Origin of the sequence: uncultured Martelella sp. (genome assembly GCF_963677965.2) — a bacterium.
Taxonomy (GTDB): domain Bacteria; phylum Pseudomonadota; class Alphaproteobacteria; order Rhizobiales; family Rhizobiaceae; genus Martelella; species Martelella mangrovi.
In genome coordinates this window covers 146,855-166,402 of sequence record NZ_CAXXFM010000003.1, presented here as the reverse complement: position 1 = coordinate 166,402, position 19,548 = coordinate 146,855, and the positions used below count along the sequence as shown (strand labels likewise).

The 19,548-nt window shown below is 59.3% G+C and carries 8 protein-coding genes, 1 tRNA gene and 1 pseudogene; 6 read left to right on the top strand and 4 right to left on the bottom strand.

Annotation, left to right across the window (positions count from 1 at the left end; genetic code table 11):
* The first annotated feature begins 163 nt into the window (after window positions 1-163).
* The 3 genes from ACHZCU_RS20015 to ACHZCU_RS20005 all read left to right on the top strand — a co-directional run bounded on the left by ACHZCU_RS20015 (window position 164) and on the right by ACHZCU_RS20005 (window position 6,118).
* Window positions 164-3,856, top strand: a complete 3,693-nt coding sequence (locus ACHZCU_RS20015; protein WP_319520275.1) for a glycosyltransferase — start codon at window positions 164-166, stop codon at window positions 3,854-3,856.
* A gap of 366 nt (window positions 3,857-4,222) precedes the next feature.
* Window positions 4,223-4,312, top strand: a tRNA-Ser gene (locus ACHZCU_RS20010).
* Window positions 4,313-4,435: 123 nt separating this feature from the next.
* Window positions 4,436-6,118, top strand: coding sequence for a hypothetical protein (locus ACHZCU_RS20005; protein ID WP_319520274.1), 1,683 nt, complete (start codon window positions 4,436-4,438; stop codon window positions 6,116-6,118).
* A gap of 67 nt (window positions 6,119-6,185) precedes the next feature.
* Here ACHZCU_RS20005 and ACHZCU_RS20000 read toward each other — a convergent pair.
* Window positions 6,186-6,738 (bottom strand): annotated as a pseudogene (locus tag ACHZCU_RS20000) (IS5 family transposase); the annotation flags it as partial.
* 222 nt (window positions 6,739-6,960) lie between these two features.
* Here ACHZCU_RS20000 and ACHZCU_RS19995 point away from each other — a divergent pair.
* The gene (locus ACHZCU_RS19995) at window positions 6,961-7,992 is read left to right on the top strand and encodes a universal stress protein (protein ID WP_319520427.1); all 1,032 of its coding nucleotides are present in this window, start codon (window positions 6,961-6,963) and stop codon (window positions 7,990-7,992) included.
* 92 nt (window positions 7,993-8,084) lie between these two features.
* Entirely contained in the window at window positions 8,085-16,376 is an 8,292-nt protein-coding gene (locus ACHZCU_RS19990) for a GH36-type glycosyl hydrolase domain-containing protein (protein ID WP_319520273.1), read from the top strand.
* A 201-nt stretch (window positions 16,377-16,577) separates the two neighbouring features.
* Here the strand turns inward: ACHZCU_RS19990 and ACHZCU_RS19985 are convergent, their stop codons facing one another.
* Genes ACHZCU_RS19985 through ACHZCU_RS19975 form a run of 3 tightly spaced genes read right to left on the bottom strand, consistent with a single transcriptional unit; the run spans window position 16,578 to window position 18,488 of the window.
* Window positions 16,578-17,102, bottom strand: coding sequence for an Hsp20/alpha crystallin family protein (locus ACHZCU_RS19985; protein ID WP_319520272.1), 525 nt, complete (start codon window positions 17,100-17,102; stop codon window positions 16,578-16,580).
* Entirely contained in the window at window positions 17,077-18,030 is a 954-nt protein-coding gene (locus tag ACHZCU_RS19980) for a Crp/Fnr family transcriptional regulator (RefSeq protein WP_319520271.1), read from the bottom strand. Before ACHZCU_RS19980 ends, ACHZCU_RS19985 begins: the two co-directional genes overlap by 26 nt.
* Window positions 18,027-18,488 carry a host attachment protein gene (locus ACHZCU_RS19975; protein WP_106305871.1) on the bottom strand — a complete coding sequence of 154 codons (462 nt, stop codon included), beginning with the start codon at window positions 18,486-18,488 and terminating at the stop codon, window positions 18,027-18,029. Before ACHZCU_RS19975 ends, ACHZCU_RS19980 begins: the two co-directional genes overlap by 4 nt.
* Before the next feature lie 230 nt (window positions 18,489-18,718).
* On the opposite strand from ACHZCU_RS19975, the gene ACHZCU_RS19970 reads away from it, so the two are divergent.
* A complete protein-coding gene (locus ACHZCU_RS19970; RefSeq protein ID WP_319520270.1) occupies window positions 18,719-19,471 on the top strand; it encodes a Crp/Fnr family transcriptional regulator in 753 nt (250 codons plus the stop codon).
* Window positions 19,472-19,548: the final 77 nt, after the last annotated feature.

The window sequence follows — 19,548 nt, the reverse complement described above, 5'->3', positions numbered from 1 at the left end:
ATTCTGTAATAATGAACAGTTGAGACAGAAATAATCAAGCTAAATGCAATACATGAAAATTCGGGACTAAACAAATTGCCCTGCTACTGTAGAAAAGCATGTCGACTCTATTTTCTGCCGTCGAAAACGGTGCGGTCAATTTCAAGGACTGACGAGAGACTGCATGCAAAAACAGAAAGAAGCCAATCAGCCAAACGGGGGTTTGCCGAAGGTCTCGATAATCACTGTTGTGCGCAACAACAATGCCCTGATTGAACGTTGCGTTCGCTCCGTGAAATCCCAGACCTATCCGAACATCGAATATGTCGTGATTGATGGACAATCAGACGATGGAACATTGGAAACGCTTGAAGGTTTCGGAGAGCGGATTGATAAGCTGATCAGCGAACCCGATGATGGTATTTATGATGCCATGAACAAGGGGTTGGCCCATGCTACCGGTGACCTTATCTGTTTCCTGAACGCTGATGACTTCTATACGCCGGAGGCTATTGAGGCTTCGGTCCGTCATTTGACCCGGTATGATCTCGAATTGTCCTACGCCGGGTTTGTTTATGCCAGGAGCGATAGCTCTGCAGCCGCGCTGGCCGATGAGCCGAGGCCATGGGATGCTTCCTTGCTGGTACAGGGCATGCCAGGCGGGCATGAGACCATTCTGGCGCGCCGCGAAGTTTATGAACGCATCGGCAATTTCGACACAAGCTTTCGGCTTGCCGGCGATTATGACTGGGTCATCCGCGCATTTCGTGCCGGTGTTCGGGCTCGGCCGCTCTTTCGCAACATTCTGATAATGGAGTTGGGGGGCGCTTCATTCAATCACGATACCGAGCTTCGGGAAAACTTCCGCCTGCTCTGCCGCGAATTCGGTCCGATGAGCCCGGAGTTTCTGCAAAGACTTTATGAGCTGAAATATTACAGAAACTGGCATGAGCGCACACTTGAAGATGTGGCTCTTCTTCAGTTGCTTTACGAAGCATCTGAAGTGTCGGAGGACCTGGAAGAAGCTATCCGTTTGTGTGTAGCGCAAAGGAAGACGCCGCCAAATGGAAAAATCCTACCCTCACAACGAGAAAACCGGAAACGAATTGCAATCTGCTTGGCGTGGTTGTCGGGCTGTTCCGGAGGGGCAGAGAGAATTGCAGTCGAAACGGCAAATGCGCTGCACAGGCGAGGGTATGCGGTTTCTCTCGTCTGTATCGATGGTTTCTATGGCGGACCCTATTATAGGGTCGATCCCGGGGTTTCAGTCATCAACCTTGGAATTTATCCTTACTCAAGAGAATACTTCATCGATAAGCAAGATGTATTTGGTCCTCTGAGTAAATGGACGAAACATGCCTTCCCAAAACTGAAATTTGTGCCTCGAAAAAGGGAGTATGACGAGTGGAGTGAAGGTTTCGCGCGATATGCGGCGAACCTGTACCGCGTCTTTTTTGAAAAACACGACTTCGATGTCGTTTTTTCACACATGCCCTCGACCTGGCTGCAGGTTCTGGCCGCGCGACCTGAAAATGATACAGCCTGGCACGTCGCATGTCTCCACAACGCACCGAATTTCAAGTTCTATTCTCTTCTCTATGATGCTCCCGGTGATACCGAACGCTATATGCGGATTGCCACCCTGGATAAAGCTGACGAAATAACAATTATCTTTGAAGAATTCCGAGACCAGCTTCCTGAACATTTATCCGGCAAGGCCAGGGTTTTGCCCAATTACTCTTCGTTCGATCCGATCGAAGAGTATGTCGACCGTTCGCAGGCAAAAACGATCTTGTCAGTCGGACGCCTCGTTCCTCAAAAGAACCACAAGGATTTGCTTCGGGCGTTTTCGAAAATACAGCAGAAGTATCCGGACTGGAGATTGAAGATCTATGGCGACGGCGAGCTGAAAGACGAGCTTATGTCATTTGCAGATGAGCTCGGTCTTGACCCGGCCGGGATATTTCAGGGCGCGCGCAGTGACATCGAGAATGCATACAAAAATGCCACGATATTTGCGTTTCCCTCACTTTTCGAAGGATTCGGACTGGCGGCGGCCGAGGCGATGTCATTTGGCCTGCCCGTCGTTGCGTTTAAGGAGTGTGAAGGTGCTCGTAACCTCTTTGTGGACGGTGAGTCTGGCCTGCTTGTTGAGAGAGACCTGAGCCTGGACGCACTGACCGATGCGCTGACACGGCTTGTCGAAGACGCGGCGTTTCGCGAGAAACTGGGGCGAGGGGCGCTTGAAGCGGCGAGGGCGTTTTCGTTCGACCGAACGATAGCGGTATTGGAAGATATCATCGCGGGTGCTCCGGATAGGTCACGGCGTATCACGCCACCCAAAGCCCCCGAATTTTCCGTCGGTCTCGTGACCAGTTTTGCGGAAGGAGGGGCTGGAATCGCAAAAAAACGCGTCAGTGAAGCCCTGAATTTGGTCGGTATCGAGAGTTTTGAATTTTCTCTTTCTCAATCAACATCCCCCACGGAATACACGCTGCAGTTTCCTCCGGGCCAAGACCCCAATTTTTTTCCGCAGATTCAGATAGACATGAGTGTTCACGACGGCGGCACGGCCTATTCAATCATGTATCCGGGTATTCCGAATGAGCAATTATACAAGCTCCTGGATTGCGATGTCATAAACCTTCACTGGGTTTCGCGGCTGCTTACCCCGGAACAGGTTACCTGGCTGGCATCAACCGGACGGCCTGTGGTTTGGACACTTCATGATATGAACCCGTTTACGGGCGGGTGTCACTATTCGAACGACTGTAACGGGTATCAAAAAGATTGCCGTAATTGTCCTCAATTAACCGATACGTTTTCCGACTTTCCGTCGAGGCTTCTTAGGTCAAAAATGGTGATGCCGGATTCTATCACGCTCGTAGCGCCGTCGCGGTGGTTGGCCGATTGTGCGCGGAAAAGCGCGGTATTTGCCAATAATCGGATAGAAGTCATTCCAAACGGCGTTGATACGTCTCGGTTCACACCCATTGATCGAACAGAGGCGAAGCAGCATTTCGGATTGAGCCCCAGCAAGAGGATCCTCCTTTTTGCTTGTAATAGCCTCAGTGAGCGACGAAAGGGATTATCAGAACTGCTGAAATCGGTTGAGCATATACCCGATTTTGCGACGAAATTTCACGTTATATTATTGGGGAGCGGAGATGAAATTCCGGTAAAACTAAAGTCGTCGTTTACGCCTCTTGGATTCATTCAGGGAAGCAGAGAGCTAAATCGTGTATATAATGCTGCTGATCTGATGATACTGCCATCATTGGAAGACAATCTGCCAAATGTAATTCTTGAGGCCGCTGCCTGCGGCACCCCGACACTTGCGTTCGACGCCGGCGGAATTGCGGAGGCTGTTATTGACGACGTAACCGGTTGGACTGTCCCGAGAGGCGATATCAGGGCGCTTGCCCTTGCCATTCAATACGTCAACCCGGATCAGCTTAGAGGGCGGGCCCGCGCTTATGCTGTTGAGAACTGGTCCCTTGAAAAGCTTGGAGCGAATTATTCGAGTTTGTTCAAGGAATTGCTGGGTCGCGCCGATCCGTCACACAAAATACGTCGATACGGCTCTGTGATTCCGTCAAGTGAAACCTCGCCGCATCTTGCCGCCATGATGTCTACTTTCAGGTTTCCGGCTGCAGGAAACTCGTCCAAGAAAAAGGATTTTTTTCACCGTTTGGAGAAGAAGCTTTCCAAACCTGAAGGGCGATTGTCTTGGAAAGTGTTCCAGACGATCAGATTGTCAGTTCATAGAATCCGAGACTTTTTCCGAGTTGTCCGTAGGCAACCCCAGGTTAAGAAAAGCAGCTATATCGTCCGTAATACTTTTCGAGAAATTCGCTCGAAGTTCGGATGGCGATGATCTGTCTGGCATGTTCCGTTTTTCTGATGATTGTTCGTCCTCGGCCCCAAAGCCTGGCTTCGTGTTGCAGGCCATGCGAGTGAGGCCAGGCGCAACGTCGCCCTTGTTCCGGGCGTTATTTTCGTGATGCCGCACAAGACCCGAGAAGAGAACACACTGGTTGGCCTCACCTGAACCATCGACAAGGGCTGTACCCGCATCGAGCAGTCTGTCTGCAAACTCCTGCCTTTCAAACGGGATGCTTGTCCGCTTCACATTCTTTCCTTCTGCTGCATGCTTGCCCAGCTCGGATGGCTTGTCGGTCGAGGAATAAATTTAAAAAAAATCCTTGATCTCAATGGTGTTTGACAATACACGGGCCTGACCGGAGAGGTGGCCGAGTGGTCGAAGGCGCTCCCCTGCTAAGGGAGTATACCAGTGATGGTATCGAGGGTTCGAATCCCTTCCTCTCCGCCACACATCTTTAAGTGTTTGATCTCCCAATAACGTTATTCATTTACATGGGGTGCGTAATGTCCGCAGCGGCTTTGTGATATTACAAGGCCTGTTTCGGTTCCCGGTTGGCCGGGCTTTTGGGCTTTGGTGACGATCAACAATGCCCGTTCCCCTGAAAAAAACGGGCATACCCTGTTTTCCAGTGACAGAAGCTGTTCTGCCGACCCTGCGCTCGCGGCGGGGCTTCATGACACCGCCTTCTTCTACATATTCTGGGATGCGTCGTATGTGAAAGCTGTTCGGCTCGGCTTTGTCATAATGTCCATTCTTGAAACTGGGTCAGAAACGCAAGCGTTTTCACAGGTCCTGCCTTTCGGCGGCTGCCATTCACACGAATCGCGACAATCATCGACATTTGCGAATGAAACAACTAAAAGTTGTTTTAATGCCAATAGATGCAGGCGCGAACAATTGAACGAATATCCAGCTGATAGGGCGGCTCAAGCGATCATACATATCGGGCTCCCGAAAACGGGCTCTACGGTCCTGCAGGATTACCTGTGTCGTCACAGGCGCAGTCTGGCAGAAAGTGGGGTGATCTATCCGGAACCTCTGAACTCATCTGGCCATCATGCTGAGTTGCTTCTTGTCAAACGGCAAACCGATCCGGACGCACAACTGCTATGGCATCAGCCAGCCACTCTCGCTGCAAATAACGTCGAGGATGGCTGGGGCTATCTCAAGAGCACGTTTCGGCCTGAAAAGGGGGAGGCAAGGCATAGTCAGAAAATTATATTCAGCTCTGAGGGTTTATTCGAAGAGCTGGATTCTCCTGAATGCATAGCGCCGCTCGCCAGGCTTTTTGAGGGAGTCGATGTTCGGATTGTTTTCTACATTCGGCGCATTGATAGATTAATACGGGCAGACGTTCTGGAATATACAAAAGTCACGTCTTCGATATCAGATGAGGTAATAAAAGAAGTTGTTGATTTTCGAATTTCAGAACATGACGAGATCGAGAAGAAAATTGAATATTGGGAGGACGCATTTGGTTCTCAAAGCCTAAGTGTTCGTCCCTACGACAAGACGTCTTTGATTGATGGTGACATTGTCGCCGATTTTATGTCGGTCGCTGGCATCGCCGCGCCTGCCAACCCCCGGGAAAAGGTCGAAGCCAACGTTTCTCTAGCGGTGGAAACGGTTTATTTTATGGGGGATTGGCTATCGTATCCAATTTGGAATCGCTCTTCTTTTGAAGGGCTTTTAACCGGTATTCTTATGGAGCCGGAACTCCAGACAAAATTGTCATCAGCTGAAAGCGAAATTTTTTCTCCAGCGCAACAGCGTTCATTTGTTGATCGTTTTCAACCAATGTACAGGCGTTTCGCTGAGAAATATAATACTTCTCCTGATTTTTTTGCGGAATCCAAACCGGATGACCTGGCTCCTTCGCGTGTTTTCAAGGGGTTAACTTACGAGAATTCCCGTCCGATCTTCGAATATATTTTGCGGCGCCTTGATGAGACGATCTCAGCCTCACAGAGGCATGCGTACTCACTGAAAGAAGACGTTAATCGCCTTAACCAGGAACTCCAGTCGTCCCGATCCGAACTTAAACTTGCCTGTGAGAAAGTGGAACGCGCATCTCATGATGTTGAAAAACTAAACGCGGAAGTGAAGAACCTGAAAGAGCAGCGGCAGAATTTGGCAGCTGAAATTGAAAAAGAGCGTCTCTATACCGCATCGGTGCGAGAGTTTCGTCCAGATCGTACTTTGTCGAATCTCTGGCGTTTTTTGAGAAAAAAGCGGTTCCAAGGCGCCCCTTAGGTGGGGCTATCTGAAAGTTTGAAGCGTATCGGCTTGGATGAGATAGTCGGCTGCCGGTTCGTGGACATCAGGCCGTAGCCTCGTAACGCCTGAGCCAAAGTCGAACTGAGAAGAGTTTGATTGCGGCGAGATAGTTGTCGGTTCGTTTGTCGGACCGTGTTGCAATTCCACGCGCCTCCTTGATGTGATTGAAGAACCGCTCCACCAAATTTCGGTAGCGATAGAGAAACCGGCTGAAGGCAAAGGACTTTTTGCGGTTTCGCTTTGCTGGGATGTTGGCGAATGTCTTTGCCTGAATTGCTTGGCGCGGATGGCGTCGGTGTCATAGCCACGATCGGCCAAAAGCGTCGTTCCGGCATGAAGACTGGTGAGCAGGTCTTCGGCGTAGCGACACTCAGCATGCTGTCCTTCCGAAAGGCGAAGATCAATCGACACCCCGTCGGCATCAACGAGAGCGTGGATCTTCGTTGTCAGGCCGCCTCTGGAACGTCCCACGCTTCGATTGACGCGCCCTTGTTACCGGTGGCGCCATGCTGATGCACGCGAACACACGACGAGTTGATCATCTGAATATCGCCGTCGAAGGCGGAGGAAATCGCCTTGAGAAGGCGATCCCAGAGCCGCGAGGACGACGAAAGGCGAGATCTGGAGCAGTTTCATGGTTCATTCTCCTGAAGCGGCAACATCTTAAACCGCCTGAAAAAGTGAGTGCATTGAATCGTCCCGCGAATGGTAGGCACCGTCTTCTCCCTGAGAAACTGCGGATTGCGTGTCGTCAATGAAGGTCTCGCCCATACGGCTAGTATTGACGGGCAGCTTTTCGAGTAACGACGTTGCGCAATATGCACGGAGAAACTTCCATGCCCGAGTTTTTTTCCGAATCGGATCTGTCGCGCCAGTCGCGCGGGCAGCACGGTGTTCGCCTGTTTGGTCATGTGATGGCATGCGTCGACCGGTCCGCTCATGCCGCGCGCGTCCTCGAAGAAGCTGTATCGCTTGCGAACCTGACCGGAGCTGACCTGACGATCATGCGGGTGATGCCCGGCGGGTCGTCCTCGACGCCGCATGCCGACCCCGTTGATTGGGAACTGACGAGACGAGAGGAAACGGCCGATCTTCTGCAGATGGCAAAGACGGCCGGAGCGACGGCCGATATCCATACGGTCGTGACCTGCGGACCGGCGCCTCGTTGCGTGCGGGACGAGGCGTTGCGACGCGGCGTGGATCTCCTGGTCGTAGGTGCGGGAGCATTCGGCACGCCGCATCGGTGGGGCATCGGTGGGACGGCGCGGCATCTCGCCGAGACCTTTCGGGGATCGATCCTGATCGTTCCGGATGACGTTGCCGGCGAACAGCCCAGGACCTCCCGCGTCATTGTTCCGATGGACGGGTCTCCGCACGCCGAGGCCGCGCTGCGATACGCGTGCGAAATCGCGCGGCGTCGTGCGACGGAACTCGTCGTTCTTCATGCCGTTCCCGATATCAGTTCCTTGCGCCAAGGGCGGACCGGGCTGGATGACGAGCCGCTCTGGCACGAGCTCGGCAGGGAAGCGGAGCAAAGAGCCAAAGAACTGCTTCGACGCCTGCGTCTTTTGCTGCCGGTGGAACAGACCGGTAATCGTATTCGCCAGCTCAGTGGCGATGACCCGCGTCGGGTTCTGATGAAGGCCATTTGCGAGGAACAGGGCGGGCTTGTGGTGCTTTCGGCGCGCGGCCTCGGCAAGGATCCGGATTTGCCGATCGGGAGCACCGCCGAATATCTGCTGTCGCGCGCCGTGACGCCCGTTCTGTTGATCCGGAATGCGGAGATGACCAGCCATCATACCGGAGGCACGGCACCGCGGCGGCCCGCCGCACCGCGGCAAGACCAGTGATGGAGCACTCCGCACAGCCACAGAAAACGACCGCGGCCAGGTCTGATGACTTCAGACAGCACAACGATATACGCCCCGGCCGGCCGCGGGCGGTGCCCGTCTGGAAGTATCTCGACGATTTCCCTGAATGGCTGGATGGCGTGCGGCGCATTTGCCAGGCGCCTCCGCCCGAAGCGTCAAAGGCCGCCGAATGGCTTCTCGACAATGAGTACCATATCCGCCGCGCGGTGCGTCAGGTGCGTGAGGACATGCCGCCGGCGTTTTATCGCCGTCTGGCCCGGTCCGCCTTGCCTGAGGCGGAGGGAAGCCCGCGTGCGTTTGTCGCCGCCCGCAGTTATCTCGCTGTCACCCACGCGCAGATCGACCTGGGGTCCGCGGCAGCTTTCGTGGACGCGTTTCAGGGAGAGGAAGGCCTCTCGCTCGCCGAGCTTTGGGCTTTTCCGGCAATGCTCCGACTGGTGGCTCTCGAGGAAATCGTGACGGCCTTTTCTCGCATTGTCCCGAAACTCGCGCCGTCCTTCAAAGGGGTGGAGCCTGCCTGGAGATGGCAAGACCGGGAGCCCACCGATGTCCTGTCACGGGCGATCGCGGCGCTTGCCGCCATCGAGCAGATCGACTGGAAATCGTTCGTCGAGGCGACGAGCCATGTCGAGGCGATCTTGCGCAAGGCGCCTGACGAACTCTACCCTGACATGGATTTCGACACACGCGATCAGTATCGGCGTGCAATCGAGGATCTGGCCCAAGGATCCGGACGTTCGGAGCAGAACATCGCGCGTGAAGCCGTCCGCCTGTCGGGCGGACATATGGGATCGCCACGCCAGAGCCATGTCGGATGGTGGTTGGTCGATGGCGGTCGGCCGGAGTTCGAGGCGGTGATCGGATACCGCGCTCGGCCCGACGCGGCATTCCGCCGTCTGGCGCTTCGCCGGCCGGGATGGTTCTACGCCGCCGCCCTTCTCGGGCTCACCGTTCTGGCCCTGACGCTGCCGCTTGCGCTACTCGTCACCCGTAATGTCGGGGGCGTCCCTCTTGTCCTTGGCGCCCTGCTGCTGTTGATGCCGGCATCGATCATTGCGGTGACGCTGACGAACTGGCTCGTCACCCGGACCGTCCCGCCGCGGGTTCTGCCCAAGATGGATTTCCGGAAGGGGCTGCCCGAAGGCATCGAGGCGGCGGTGATCATCCCGGCGATACTCCGAAGTCCCGGCGAGGTCGCCCCCCTCATCGCGCAGCTTGAGCGCCACATGCTGACGAACCCCGATCCCCGGCTGCACTATGCACTTCTGAGCGATCCGGGCGATACCGTGGAAGAAGTGACTGCCGGGGATGCCGCGCTTGAGGCTGCGCTTGTGGACGGTGTTCGCGACCTGAACCGCCGATACGCGAAGACCGCACCCTTCGTTCTGCTCCATCGCCGCCGCAACTGGAATGAAGCGGACGGCATCTGGATGGGATGGGAACGCAAGCGCGGAAAGATCGAGGCGTTCAACGACTTTCTGCTTGGCGGGGCGGAAGACGCGTTTCCGCTGAGCGAAGGCGACGTTGCGGGACTGCGCGCGGCGCGGTTCATTGTGACGCTCGACGCCGACTCGATCGCACCGCCCGGCGCCGTGTGCAGGCTCATCGGCACGCTTGCCCATCCCCTGAACCGCGCCGAATTCGACGGGGCCGGCGAACGGGTCGTTTCGGGCTACACATTCATCCAGCCAAGGATCGAGATCTCTCCCGAAGCCGGCGCGCTCTCGCCGTTCACCCGGCTCTATACCGGCGATACCGCCATCGACATCTACAGCCGGGCGGTGTCCGACGTTTACCAGGACCTTTTCGGCGAAGGCATCTTCACCGGAAAGGGGGCCTACGACGTAGCCGCCTTTCGGCGCAGTCTGAAGGACCGGGTCCCGGAAAACGCGCTTGTCAGTCACGATTTGTTCGAAGGGTTGCACGGACGTGCGGCGCTGGCCACCGATATCGTGCTCTACGAGGGGTTTCCGGCGCGCTATCCGGGCCTCACCCGACGCATGCACCGCTGGATTCGCGGGGACTGGCAGTTGCTGCCATGGCTCGGTCGGGTCGCACCGGGACGCGGCGGCAGCCGGTTGCGCAATCCATTGTCCACGCTTGATCGCTGGAAGATCATCGATAATCTTCGCCGGAGCCTCATCGCTCCGTCGCTTGTGCTTCTCGCCCTCATCGGCTGGCTGGTTATCCCCGAGGCCGCACCTGTGTGGACCCTGCTGACCGTGGCGGCCCCCGGGACCTATCTCGTGACCAACCTCGTCACGGGGTTTTCGCGCGGGCGCCGGCGCGGGACCGTGCAGGACCGCTGGCGGCAGTTGCGCGACCATGGCGGCCGATGGGTGCTGGAAATCGCGTTCATGGCGAATGAGGCCGTCATTTCACTTGATGCCATTGGACGCGCGCTATGGCGTCTCACCGTGTCGCGACGCCACATGCTGGAATGGACGACTGCCGCCCAGGTCACAGCGGCGGGGGCCGCCGCTACACGCGTGCGTTTCTGGATCGACATGGCGGGCGCGCCCGTGCTCGGTCTCGCCATCACGGCCATGCTGGTTGTCCTTGCGCCGTCCGCCTTGCCCGGGGCCCTGCCGCTTCTGGTGCTGTGGATATTCTCCCCCGAGATAGCCTATCTGATCAGCCGTCCCTGGCGACCGGCGGAAGACAGCCTCTCGTCCGGCGACCGGACCTGGCTCCGTCGCATCGCGCGCCGGACATGGGCGTATTACGAGACTTTCGCCGGCCCCGAGGACAACTGGCTGGCGCCGGACAACTATCAGACCGATCCTGAAGCGAAGATCGCACACCGCTCCTCGCCGACGAATGTCGGCATGCAGCTTCTTTCGTCCATGACCGCGCTGGATCTCGGTCATATCGGTTTGCGGGACTTCGCGCAGTGGGCCGATTATGTGCTCGAGGCGCTGGAGCGGATCGAGCGCCACAACGGTCATGTCGTCAACTGGTTCGATACGCGGAGCCTGCTTTCGCTGGAACCTCGCTACATCTCGACCGTGGACAGCGGCAATCTTGCGGTGGTGCTGCTGACCTTGCGGGAAGGGCTCATCGAGTTCGCGAACGGTCCGGCGCTTTCACGCGGACTATGGACAGGGTTGGTCGACACACTCGACTTGTTGTCCGAGGCAACCGGGGAACTGTCGGTCGAACGGTCGCAAGCGACGAGGGCGCGGATTCGGGCAATCATCGACCGGGCCGAGGCGGTTCGGGACCATCCAGGGCGGTGGCGCGAAACCCTCCACCGGCTAAGTGACAAAGACCTGCCGGAGCTGTCGGAGACCATCGTGGAGGCCTTCGACGCCGCATCGGACGCCGATCCGGGCGAGTTGCATCTCTGGCTCGAACGCAGCCGCCACCACGTCGCGAGCGTCCTGCGGGATCTCGACGCCCTGTGTCCGTGGCTCGCGGTCGATGGTTGGGCCGAATTTGAGGCGGGCGCTGGCGACATGGCGGGACGGCTATCCCCGGACGCGCCTTTCGCACAGATTCACGATACGCTCGAAAGCGCCCCGGGCAGCGTTGCGGACCTCACGGGAGAGGGGGCCCGGGACGCGGAGCTGCAGGCCGCCATGCGCGAAGGCAGGGCTGCACAGAAAGCTCTGCGCGACAGCCTGCTCTCCCTGGCTGAAAAAGCCGAGGCGCTCGCGATGGGAATGGATTTCGGTTTCCTTTACGATCAGGAAACCCGGACGTTCTTCATCGGATACAATCTCAGCTTCGATCGGATGGATGAACATCGTTACGATCTGCTCGCCTCCGAAGCGCGATTGGCGAGTTACTTCGCCATCGCAAAGGGCGACGTTCCCGCAGAGCACTGGTTCCATCTGGGGCGGCCGATCTCTCGCTCTTCCGGTCCCCTCACGGTCCTGTCGTGGAACGGGTCCATGTTCGAGTTCCTTATGCCGGCGCTTCTGATCCGCAGCGCGCCGGGCCAGTTGCTGGGGCAGAGCGAAACGGCGGCCGTCGACATTCAGCGTCGCTATGGAGACCGGCTCGGTCTGCCATGGGGGGTCTCGGAAGCCGCATTCGCCACGCGGGACGCGGGGCAGAACTACCAGTACAGGGCGTTCGGTGTGGCCGGACTCGGCCTGCGCCAAGGGCTGGCGGAGGACTATGTGGTGGCTCCCTATGCCAGCGCCCTTGCGCTGGCGGTACGGCCCGGCGCGGCCGTGAGTAATCTGCGGCGGCTCGAGGAACTCGGGATCTGCGGTCGCTACGGCTTCTATGATGCGGTCGATTTCACACCTTCGCGGGTTCCCGAAAAGGGCGCTCATGTGCCGGTCTGTACCTTCATGGCGCACCATCAGGGCATGCTGTTGTCCGCCATCGGAAATGCGCTCAACGACGATGTTTGCGTGCATCGCTTCAACCGCAACCCGCGCATCGCCGCAATCGATCTGCTGCTGCACGAACGGGTGCCGTGGGAGTTCGTGCCCGAACCGCTTCCGGATGCCGGGGCAACGCTGCCCGAACATGTCGAACGAGCCGTCATCCCATTGCACGGCTGGCCGGCCGAGGAAAACGAGGCGCCGCAGTTTCATACGCTCGGAAACGGTCGCCTCTCGGTCTGGCTGTCCGACGCGGCGACCGGAAGCATCTGGTGGCACGGACAGTCGCTGACCCGCTGGACAGCGGATCGCGTCGTCTATGATGGTTGCGGGAGACTGTTCCTGCACGACGCCGAAGATGGCGAGACCTGGGAATTCCGTCGCACCGGCGAACGCTGGATGGATGTGATGTTTCATGCCGAAAAGGCTTCGTTCCACCTCCGCCATCACGGGATCGCGGCCACGCAGGAGATAGGCGTCGCCGCCGCCGATGATGTCGAGATCCGTCTCGTCACGCTGGTCAATCATGACGATCGCGCGCGGGTGATCGACGTGACGAGCTATGCCGAGCCGGTTCTTGCTCCACATGCTGCCCATGAACGCCATCCAGCCTTCAGCAAGCTCTTCATCAGGAGCGAAAATCTGCCGGACATGGACGCGGTGCTCTTCACGCGGCGTCCACGACGCCCCGAGGATACGCCGCCTGTGCTGCTGCATCGGCTTTTATGCGATGATCCGGGCGTAATGCCCGCAGGCACGGAAACGGATCGACGCGCGCTCCTTGGACGCCACGGAAACTGCCGCGCCGCGGCTGCGGCGCACATGTCGGGGACGGAGGGATGGACGCTCGATCCCGTGGCGGCGCTTCGGGCCCGGGTCAGTCTCGCGCCGGGCGCGCGCGCCCGGTTCGCCTTCCTGACGATTGCTTCCACCTCCCGCCAGACCGCGATCGAAACGGCTGAACGCTACGCGACCTCCGCCGCGCTCGACTGGTCCTTCGAGGATGCGGCGCGCTCTGCCGCGGTCGAAGCGGGTCGCGCCGGACTGAGCCAGGCCGATATGGCCGGAGCGCAACGCCTTGCGGATCTTCTGCTGGGGCCGGCCATGCGATCAGGAGCGGACGGGGTGAGCATGTTGCCGGGCCAACCCGATCTGTGGGGACTGGGTGTGTCCGGCGATCATCCGATCATGCTCGTCCGGGTCGCGGATGCGGAAAACGCCGATCTGCTGCCCTTCGTGGTCCGCGCGCAACGCTGGCTCAGGCGCAACGGCCTGAATTCCGATCTCGTGGTTCTCGGCACGAAGGCTTCGAGCTACGAAGAGCCGATCGCGACGAGCCTGCGTGACGCCCTGCGCAAAGCGGGGCTGGCCGAGGGGTTTGGCGGCGACGGCGGCGTGCATCTGCACAGTATCGACCGGATTTCTCCGTCACAGGTGCAGGCGCTCGAGATGCTGGCGCGCCTGACGCTCGACGGGGCGGCTCCGTCCCTGGCGGCGGCGCTGCCGGCCGCGCCGGCCGGTCACGTCAAACCGCCGGTCTTCGAACCTGGCGGACGCCCGCCAGCCGAGGCGCCCTTGCCGCTGAACCGGCCCAGGGACCTGATCTGCGACAATGGTCTCGGTGGTTTCGTTGGCGAAAGCGGGGACTATCTCATGCATGTCGAACCGGGCCATGCCACTCCCGTTCCATGGTGCAACGTTCTTGCCAACGACGGTTTCGGTACAATCGTGACGGAGGCCGGGCTGGGCTTTACGTGGTCGCTGAACAGCGGCGAATTTCGCCTGACGCCGTGGTCCAACGATCCGGTGACGGATGCGCAGGGCGAGGCGATCTATCTGCGGGACGAGGAAACCGCGCAGATATGGACGGTCACGCCGTCGCCGGCGGGCGACGCCACGCCCTGCCGCGTCCTGCACAGGGCGGGCGAAACGGTCTGGGAACGGTCCTCGCAGGGGCTGACGCAACGGCTTTCCGTCTCGGTGCCTCAGGATTCGCCTGTCAAGCTGATCCGGCTGGAATTGAAGAACACGACCGAACGTCAGCGACGCATCACCGCGACCGGCTATGTGGACTGGCAACTCGGGGCGACGCCTTCAACCGCGAAGCCGCATGTGAGGTGCGGCTATCACGGGGCCGCCCGGGCGCTGATCGCGCAGAGCGGCTGGGCGCCGGCGTTTTCCAGACAGATCGCATTCCTGACCGCCAGCCGCCCCGCTCACGCGATGACGTGCGACCGCAGCGCTTTCCTCGGCGCCGGCGGCACGGCGTTTCCGGAAGGCCTGCGCCGCTGGAGCCCGTGGGGACGAACGGACTCGGTGGAAGATGCCTGCGCGGCCTACCAGGTGCACCTCGATATGGCGCCCGGGGCCACGGAGGAGGTGGTTTTCGTGCTCGGGGCGGCCACCGGCCTGGCCGAAATCAAGGCGTTGGCGGAGAAATTCGCCTCTTCGGAACAGACGGCCGCTTCTGTTCGCGCGACGACGCAGGCCTGGCAGGACCGTCTCGGCGCGATCCGGGTCGAAACCCCCGACGAAGCCCTCGACCTGATGGTGAACCGCTGGCTGCCTTACCAGGCCTTTGCTTCCCGCATCCTCGCGCGGGCCGGGTTCCAGCAGGCCAGCGGCGGCATCGGGTTCCGCGACCAGTTGCAGGACATGATGGCGTTCCTGTTTTCCGAACCGGACCGCGTGCGGGCCCACATTCTCGATTGCGCCAGCCATCAGTTCGAAGAGGGCGACGTGCTGCACTGGTGGCACCCGCCGGAAGGCCGCGGCGTCAGGACCCGCTGCTCGGACGATATGTTGTGGCTGGTCTATGCGACGCACGCCTATGTCCGCGCCACCGGAGACAACGACATCCTGCAGGAGGTAGTGCCCTTTCTCTCCGCTCCGCCCCTGGCCGAGGATGAGGAGGATCGCTATGCCGCATTCGACAGCGGACAGGAGGGGACATTGCTTGATCACTGTCTTCGCGCGATGCAGCGCGGTGCGACCAGGGGGGCGCACGGTCTGCCGTTGATGGGGGGCGGAGACTGGAACGACGGCATGGACCGCGTCGGCCGGCACGGACGCGGCGAAAGCGTGTGGCTGGCATGGTTCGCGGCTTATTGCGGCGATGCCTGTGCCGATCTGGCTGAGCGTTGTGGACGGGAAAGCGAAGCTTCGTTCTGGCGCGATCGGGCGGAAGAGTTGCGACGGGCGGCAGATGCGTCGGCATGGGATGGCGCATGGTATCGCCGGGCCTTCGATGATGAAGGTGAACCGTGGGGATCGGCGCAGAACGACGAGTGCCGGATCGACAGTATCGCCCAATCCTGGGCGATACTGGCAGGCGCGCCCAATGCGGCGCGCGCCGAACAGGCGCTTCGTTCGGCCGCCGACCGGCTGGTCGATCCCGAACTCCGGCTCGTGCGGCTCCTGACGCCGGCCTTCGACAGGACGTCCCGCGATCCCGGCTATATCCGCGCCTATCCGCCGGGCGTGCGTGAAAACGGCGGTCAATATACCCATGCGGCCACCTGGCTCGGACTGGCCTTTGCGCGGCTTGGAGACGGCGATGAAGCCTACCGCATCTTCGACCTGATCAATCCCGTGCGCCGCAGCGCGACGCATGACGACATGGTCAGATACCGTGGCGAACCTTACGTAATGCCGGCCGATGTCGGCGGCGCCCCCCCGTTCGACGGACGGGCGGGATGGACCTGGTATACCGGCGCCGCCGGATGGTCGTGGCGGCTGGCGGTCGAGGGATTGCTGGGGCTGGAGCTGCGCGATGGCGCATTGCGCGTCGCGCCTTGCCTTCCGACGGACTGGAACGGCTATCGGGCGACTGTGCGGGGACCCGCCGGAGCCATCGAGGTGGATGTGCAAAAGGTCGCTCGCAAAGATGCGGACGCTGCCGACGTGGACGGCGAAGGCATCGCTACCGTGACGTTTCCCACCGACGGATCGATACGTAAGGTTCGCGTCCGGATCCTTCGTGAGGACATGGAGCAGGGGAGGCAGGCCGGCGAGCGAAGCTGAGCTTTCGCCAGCGCCCGGTGACGCCGGGCTATGGTGAAACCCGGATATTGAGGAATGCGGGGCATTCGGCTTCGATGATAGCAGTCAATCAAAAGAAAATCCCGGCAGCGGGGCCGTCCGGGGACCGGTCGGGGACACGCTGCCGGGGCAAAGCTGCGCCTCTTTGGCAGGAGAGGCGCGGGGACGGAACGGGGCGTCGCCTCAGGTGGCGGATTTCACCTCCACCTTGCGTTCCTTCTGCTTTGCTTCCGGGCTTTTCGGCAGCGTCACAGTCAGCACGCCGTTGGCGAAGTCCGCCTTCACGGCGTCCGCATCGACGCCGGCGGGCAGGGAAAGGGTGCGCTGGAACTCGCCATAGTGCCGTTCGCTGACGAGATAGTCCTCTTTTTCCTCTTTCTTTTCCTCGGATTTCTCGCCGCGAATGGTAATCGATCCATCGTTCAGCTTGATGTCGATATTGTCCACCGACATGCCCGGCAGCTCGGCCGTAATCCGGTATTCGCCGTCGCATTCAACGAATTCGGTCGCGGGCTGGGGGAGCCATTCGCGGCCCGCCGGGCGCAAAGCATGCATCCGGCGCGCCAGCGGTTGCCGCCACAGGCCGACGCCGAAATCGTCGAATAGCCGGTCGATTTCGTTTCTGAGCGAGAGCATGGACGGCCACCCCTCGGTGCTTGCCGGCGCTGTCTCTCTTTGAACTTCAATTCCTGATTTCTTCTTGGCCATTTCGCAGCCTCCTTCCGCTACGGTCGCTTGTCGACGCGGTCACAGGTTTCATAACGGCGTCAAATCTATTGGGACGAGCTGCTAACGCATTGACGGCTGTCATTCGACCGACGGAATTCGAAGCTCCCCCCTCTGTCAGTCGATCACGCCCGCACCGCTGTCGGGCGGGAAGTTCCACATTGGCCAGGGCCGCCATCCGATGCAGGTTGTGGATCCGGAACCTGTAGGGCGTAAGGCTGGTGATCAGCCCCTTTTCTTCGAGGTGACGCAAGGTCCGGCTGATCGTCTCGACGGCGGTATTGGTTATATCCGCCCAGTCCCGTCGCTCGATTTCCATTCTCAGGATCAGGCTTCCGTCCGGCAGCGCTTCGGTCGGCATGATCTCGACTGCCCTGACGAGAAACGCCATGATCCTCTCACGGCTGTTCAACGTGCCATACCGCCAGAGCGAGCCGAGAAGATGGTCATGCTTTTGGCTCATCTCGCTGAATATCAATCTTCGGAAATGCGGGTTGGTCCGCATCTGCCGCTGCACGGTTGCCCGGTCGTACAAACAGAGCTCAACGTCGGTGGCGGCCTCAAGATCGCAGGGAAATGTCCGTCCGGGAACTCCGCCCACGATATCTCCCGGTATGGAAAGACCCAGAATGATGCGCTCACCGTTTACGCGTATCACCGAGCTTCGTACAAAGCCGCTCCGGATTACACCGAGAAAGCTGCCGCTCGCATCCTGTTCGACGATCTGCTGTCCCCGGCCATAGCGGCGCAACACCGATTGACCGCAGCCGAAAGGATATTCGGCACGGATGGAGTTACAGAGCCGTGAGCCATGTAGCAGACAACCCTTGCATCGTTCGTCGGCAAGCAGGGCGGTCGTGGCATGGGGCCGAGGATCGTCCGTTCCCCGGCCAGACGCGTTCCGGGTCATGCCAATGGCTCCTCGCGAAGGGCTTCGATTACGGCTTCCCGAAGGTCCGTCTCGGACAGGTTTATCAGATTGAGGTCCCGTTCGAGGATCACCGCAGCGCGCAATGATGCGGACATTTCATTGCGCAAGACCCCCAGCATCTTTGGTGCGGCGAATATGGCCAGCCGGGTCAGGCGCCCGGCACGAAGATGGGTTTCCAGAGTGCTCAGTGTTTCGTGGGCGAAATCCTGCATGTCACGCGTGATCGGGTCTGATCCGGGTTCCATCGCCGAACGTCGTCCACTGCCGTCCGATGCGAAACTGCGCCCCGCCTTGTCGGAGAGGATCTCGCGAAGATGCGTCGAGGCCGCCTTGCTGACGAGTTCGATCGGATCTTCGAGAGCGCCGCTCTCAAGCCCCCGCAGGATGCGGGCATGAACACCGTTGCTTACAAGAGCCCATGTCTTCTGTCGTGTCATTGCACCCTCCGTGAGTACAATACCAGGTATTCTGGATTAAAGTGAATGCACGCATGCCGGTCATTGATAGCTATCAACGAGGGCTCTGATCCGGCTCTTTTTGTAGAAACCGCAATTCTGCTCTAATGTTTAAAGAATACTCGTAAACGACAATACGGATGGAGCGTTCGTTACTTCGGTCAAACGATGGCGGGCGTCCGGGGCGTGGCAGAGAGATCAAGTGAGGAGAGATGCTCCGCGTTTTGGCCAAATCATTGGTGTTGAAGGAAATTCGACCTGAAACACGGGAAGCATTGAATGCGATGTGTCGCGCAAAATGCGTTAGCGCGGGGCAGGTTGTCTTGCACGAGGATGAGCCCACCAATTTCATCGGTTTCGTCTTGTCGGGCATTCTGCGCATGGAGAAAACGCTGACCGACGGCCGTCGGCATATCGTCGGGCTTCTGGTCGCGGGAGATATGTTCGGCAGGGTTTTCGACGGTCCGCTGGAGTTTTCCATCGAGGCTGCGACGGATGTGGAGTTTTGCTCCTTCCCCCGGGCGGCATTCGAGGCGCTGCTGACACGGTCGCCAGACCTTGAGCGGGCTGTCCTTCTGAACATCATCAACGAACTCGATCGGGCGCGGGAATGGATGATTATTCTGTCGAACCAGAAGGTCGTCGGCCGGGTTTCCGGATTCCTGCTCTTGATGTGTTCGCGGTTTCGCGGCGTGGGTCATGTTCTTCTGAAACCGGGGACCGGAGGGATCGAGGTCACGATACCGATCAGCCGGATCGATCTGGCCCACCTTCTCGGCACACGGCCCGAATCGATCTCCCGCGCCCTGCATTCGCTCAGCGATCAACGATATATCGACATCCTCGAACCCGACCGCATTCTGATCCGGGACGTCGAGGCCCTGGCGAGAGCGGCCGACGAGGACGAGCTCGAGATTGTTGCCACGCTGAAGGATCTGTTGAGCGCAAGGCGTATTGATCGCTGAGACCATGTCGATGGCCGCCAATGCAACGCCTTTCGGGGCAGTTGCCGGCGGCGCGTCCCGGGTGCTCCGGTGATGAA

Excerpts from the sequence above, each read along its gene's own strand:
- ACHZCU_RS19980 (WP_319520271.1), bottom strand. The coding sequence starts at position 18,030 with ATGACCCGGAACGCGTCTGGCCGGGGAACGGACGATCCTCGGCCCCAT.
- ACHZCU_RS19970 (WP_319520270.1), top strand. The coding sequence starts at position 18,719 with ATGCTCCGCGTTTTGGCCAAATCATTGGTGTTGAAGGAAATTCGACCT.
- ACHZCU_RS19985 (WP_319520272.1), bottom strand. The coding sequence starts at position 17,102 with ATGGCCAAGAAGAAATCAGGAATTGAAGTTCAAAGAGAGACAGCGCCG.
- ACHZCU_RS19975 (WP_106305871.1), bottom strand. The coding sequence starts at position 18,488 with ATGACACGACAGAAGACATGGGCTCTTGTAAGCAACGGTGTTCATGCC.
- ACHZCU_RS19995 (WP_319520427.1), top strand. The coding sequence starts at position 6,961 with ATGCACGGAGAAACTTCCATGCCCGAGTTTTTTTCCGAATCGGATCTG.
- ACHZCU_RS20015 (WP_319520275.1), top strand. The coding sequence starts at position 164 with ATGCAAAAACAGAAAGAAGCCAATCAGCCAAACGGGGGTTTGCCGAAG.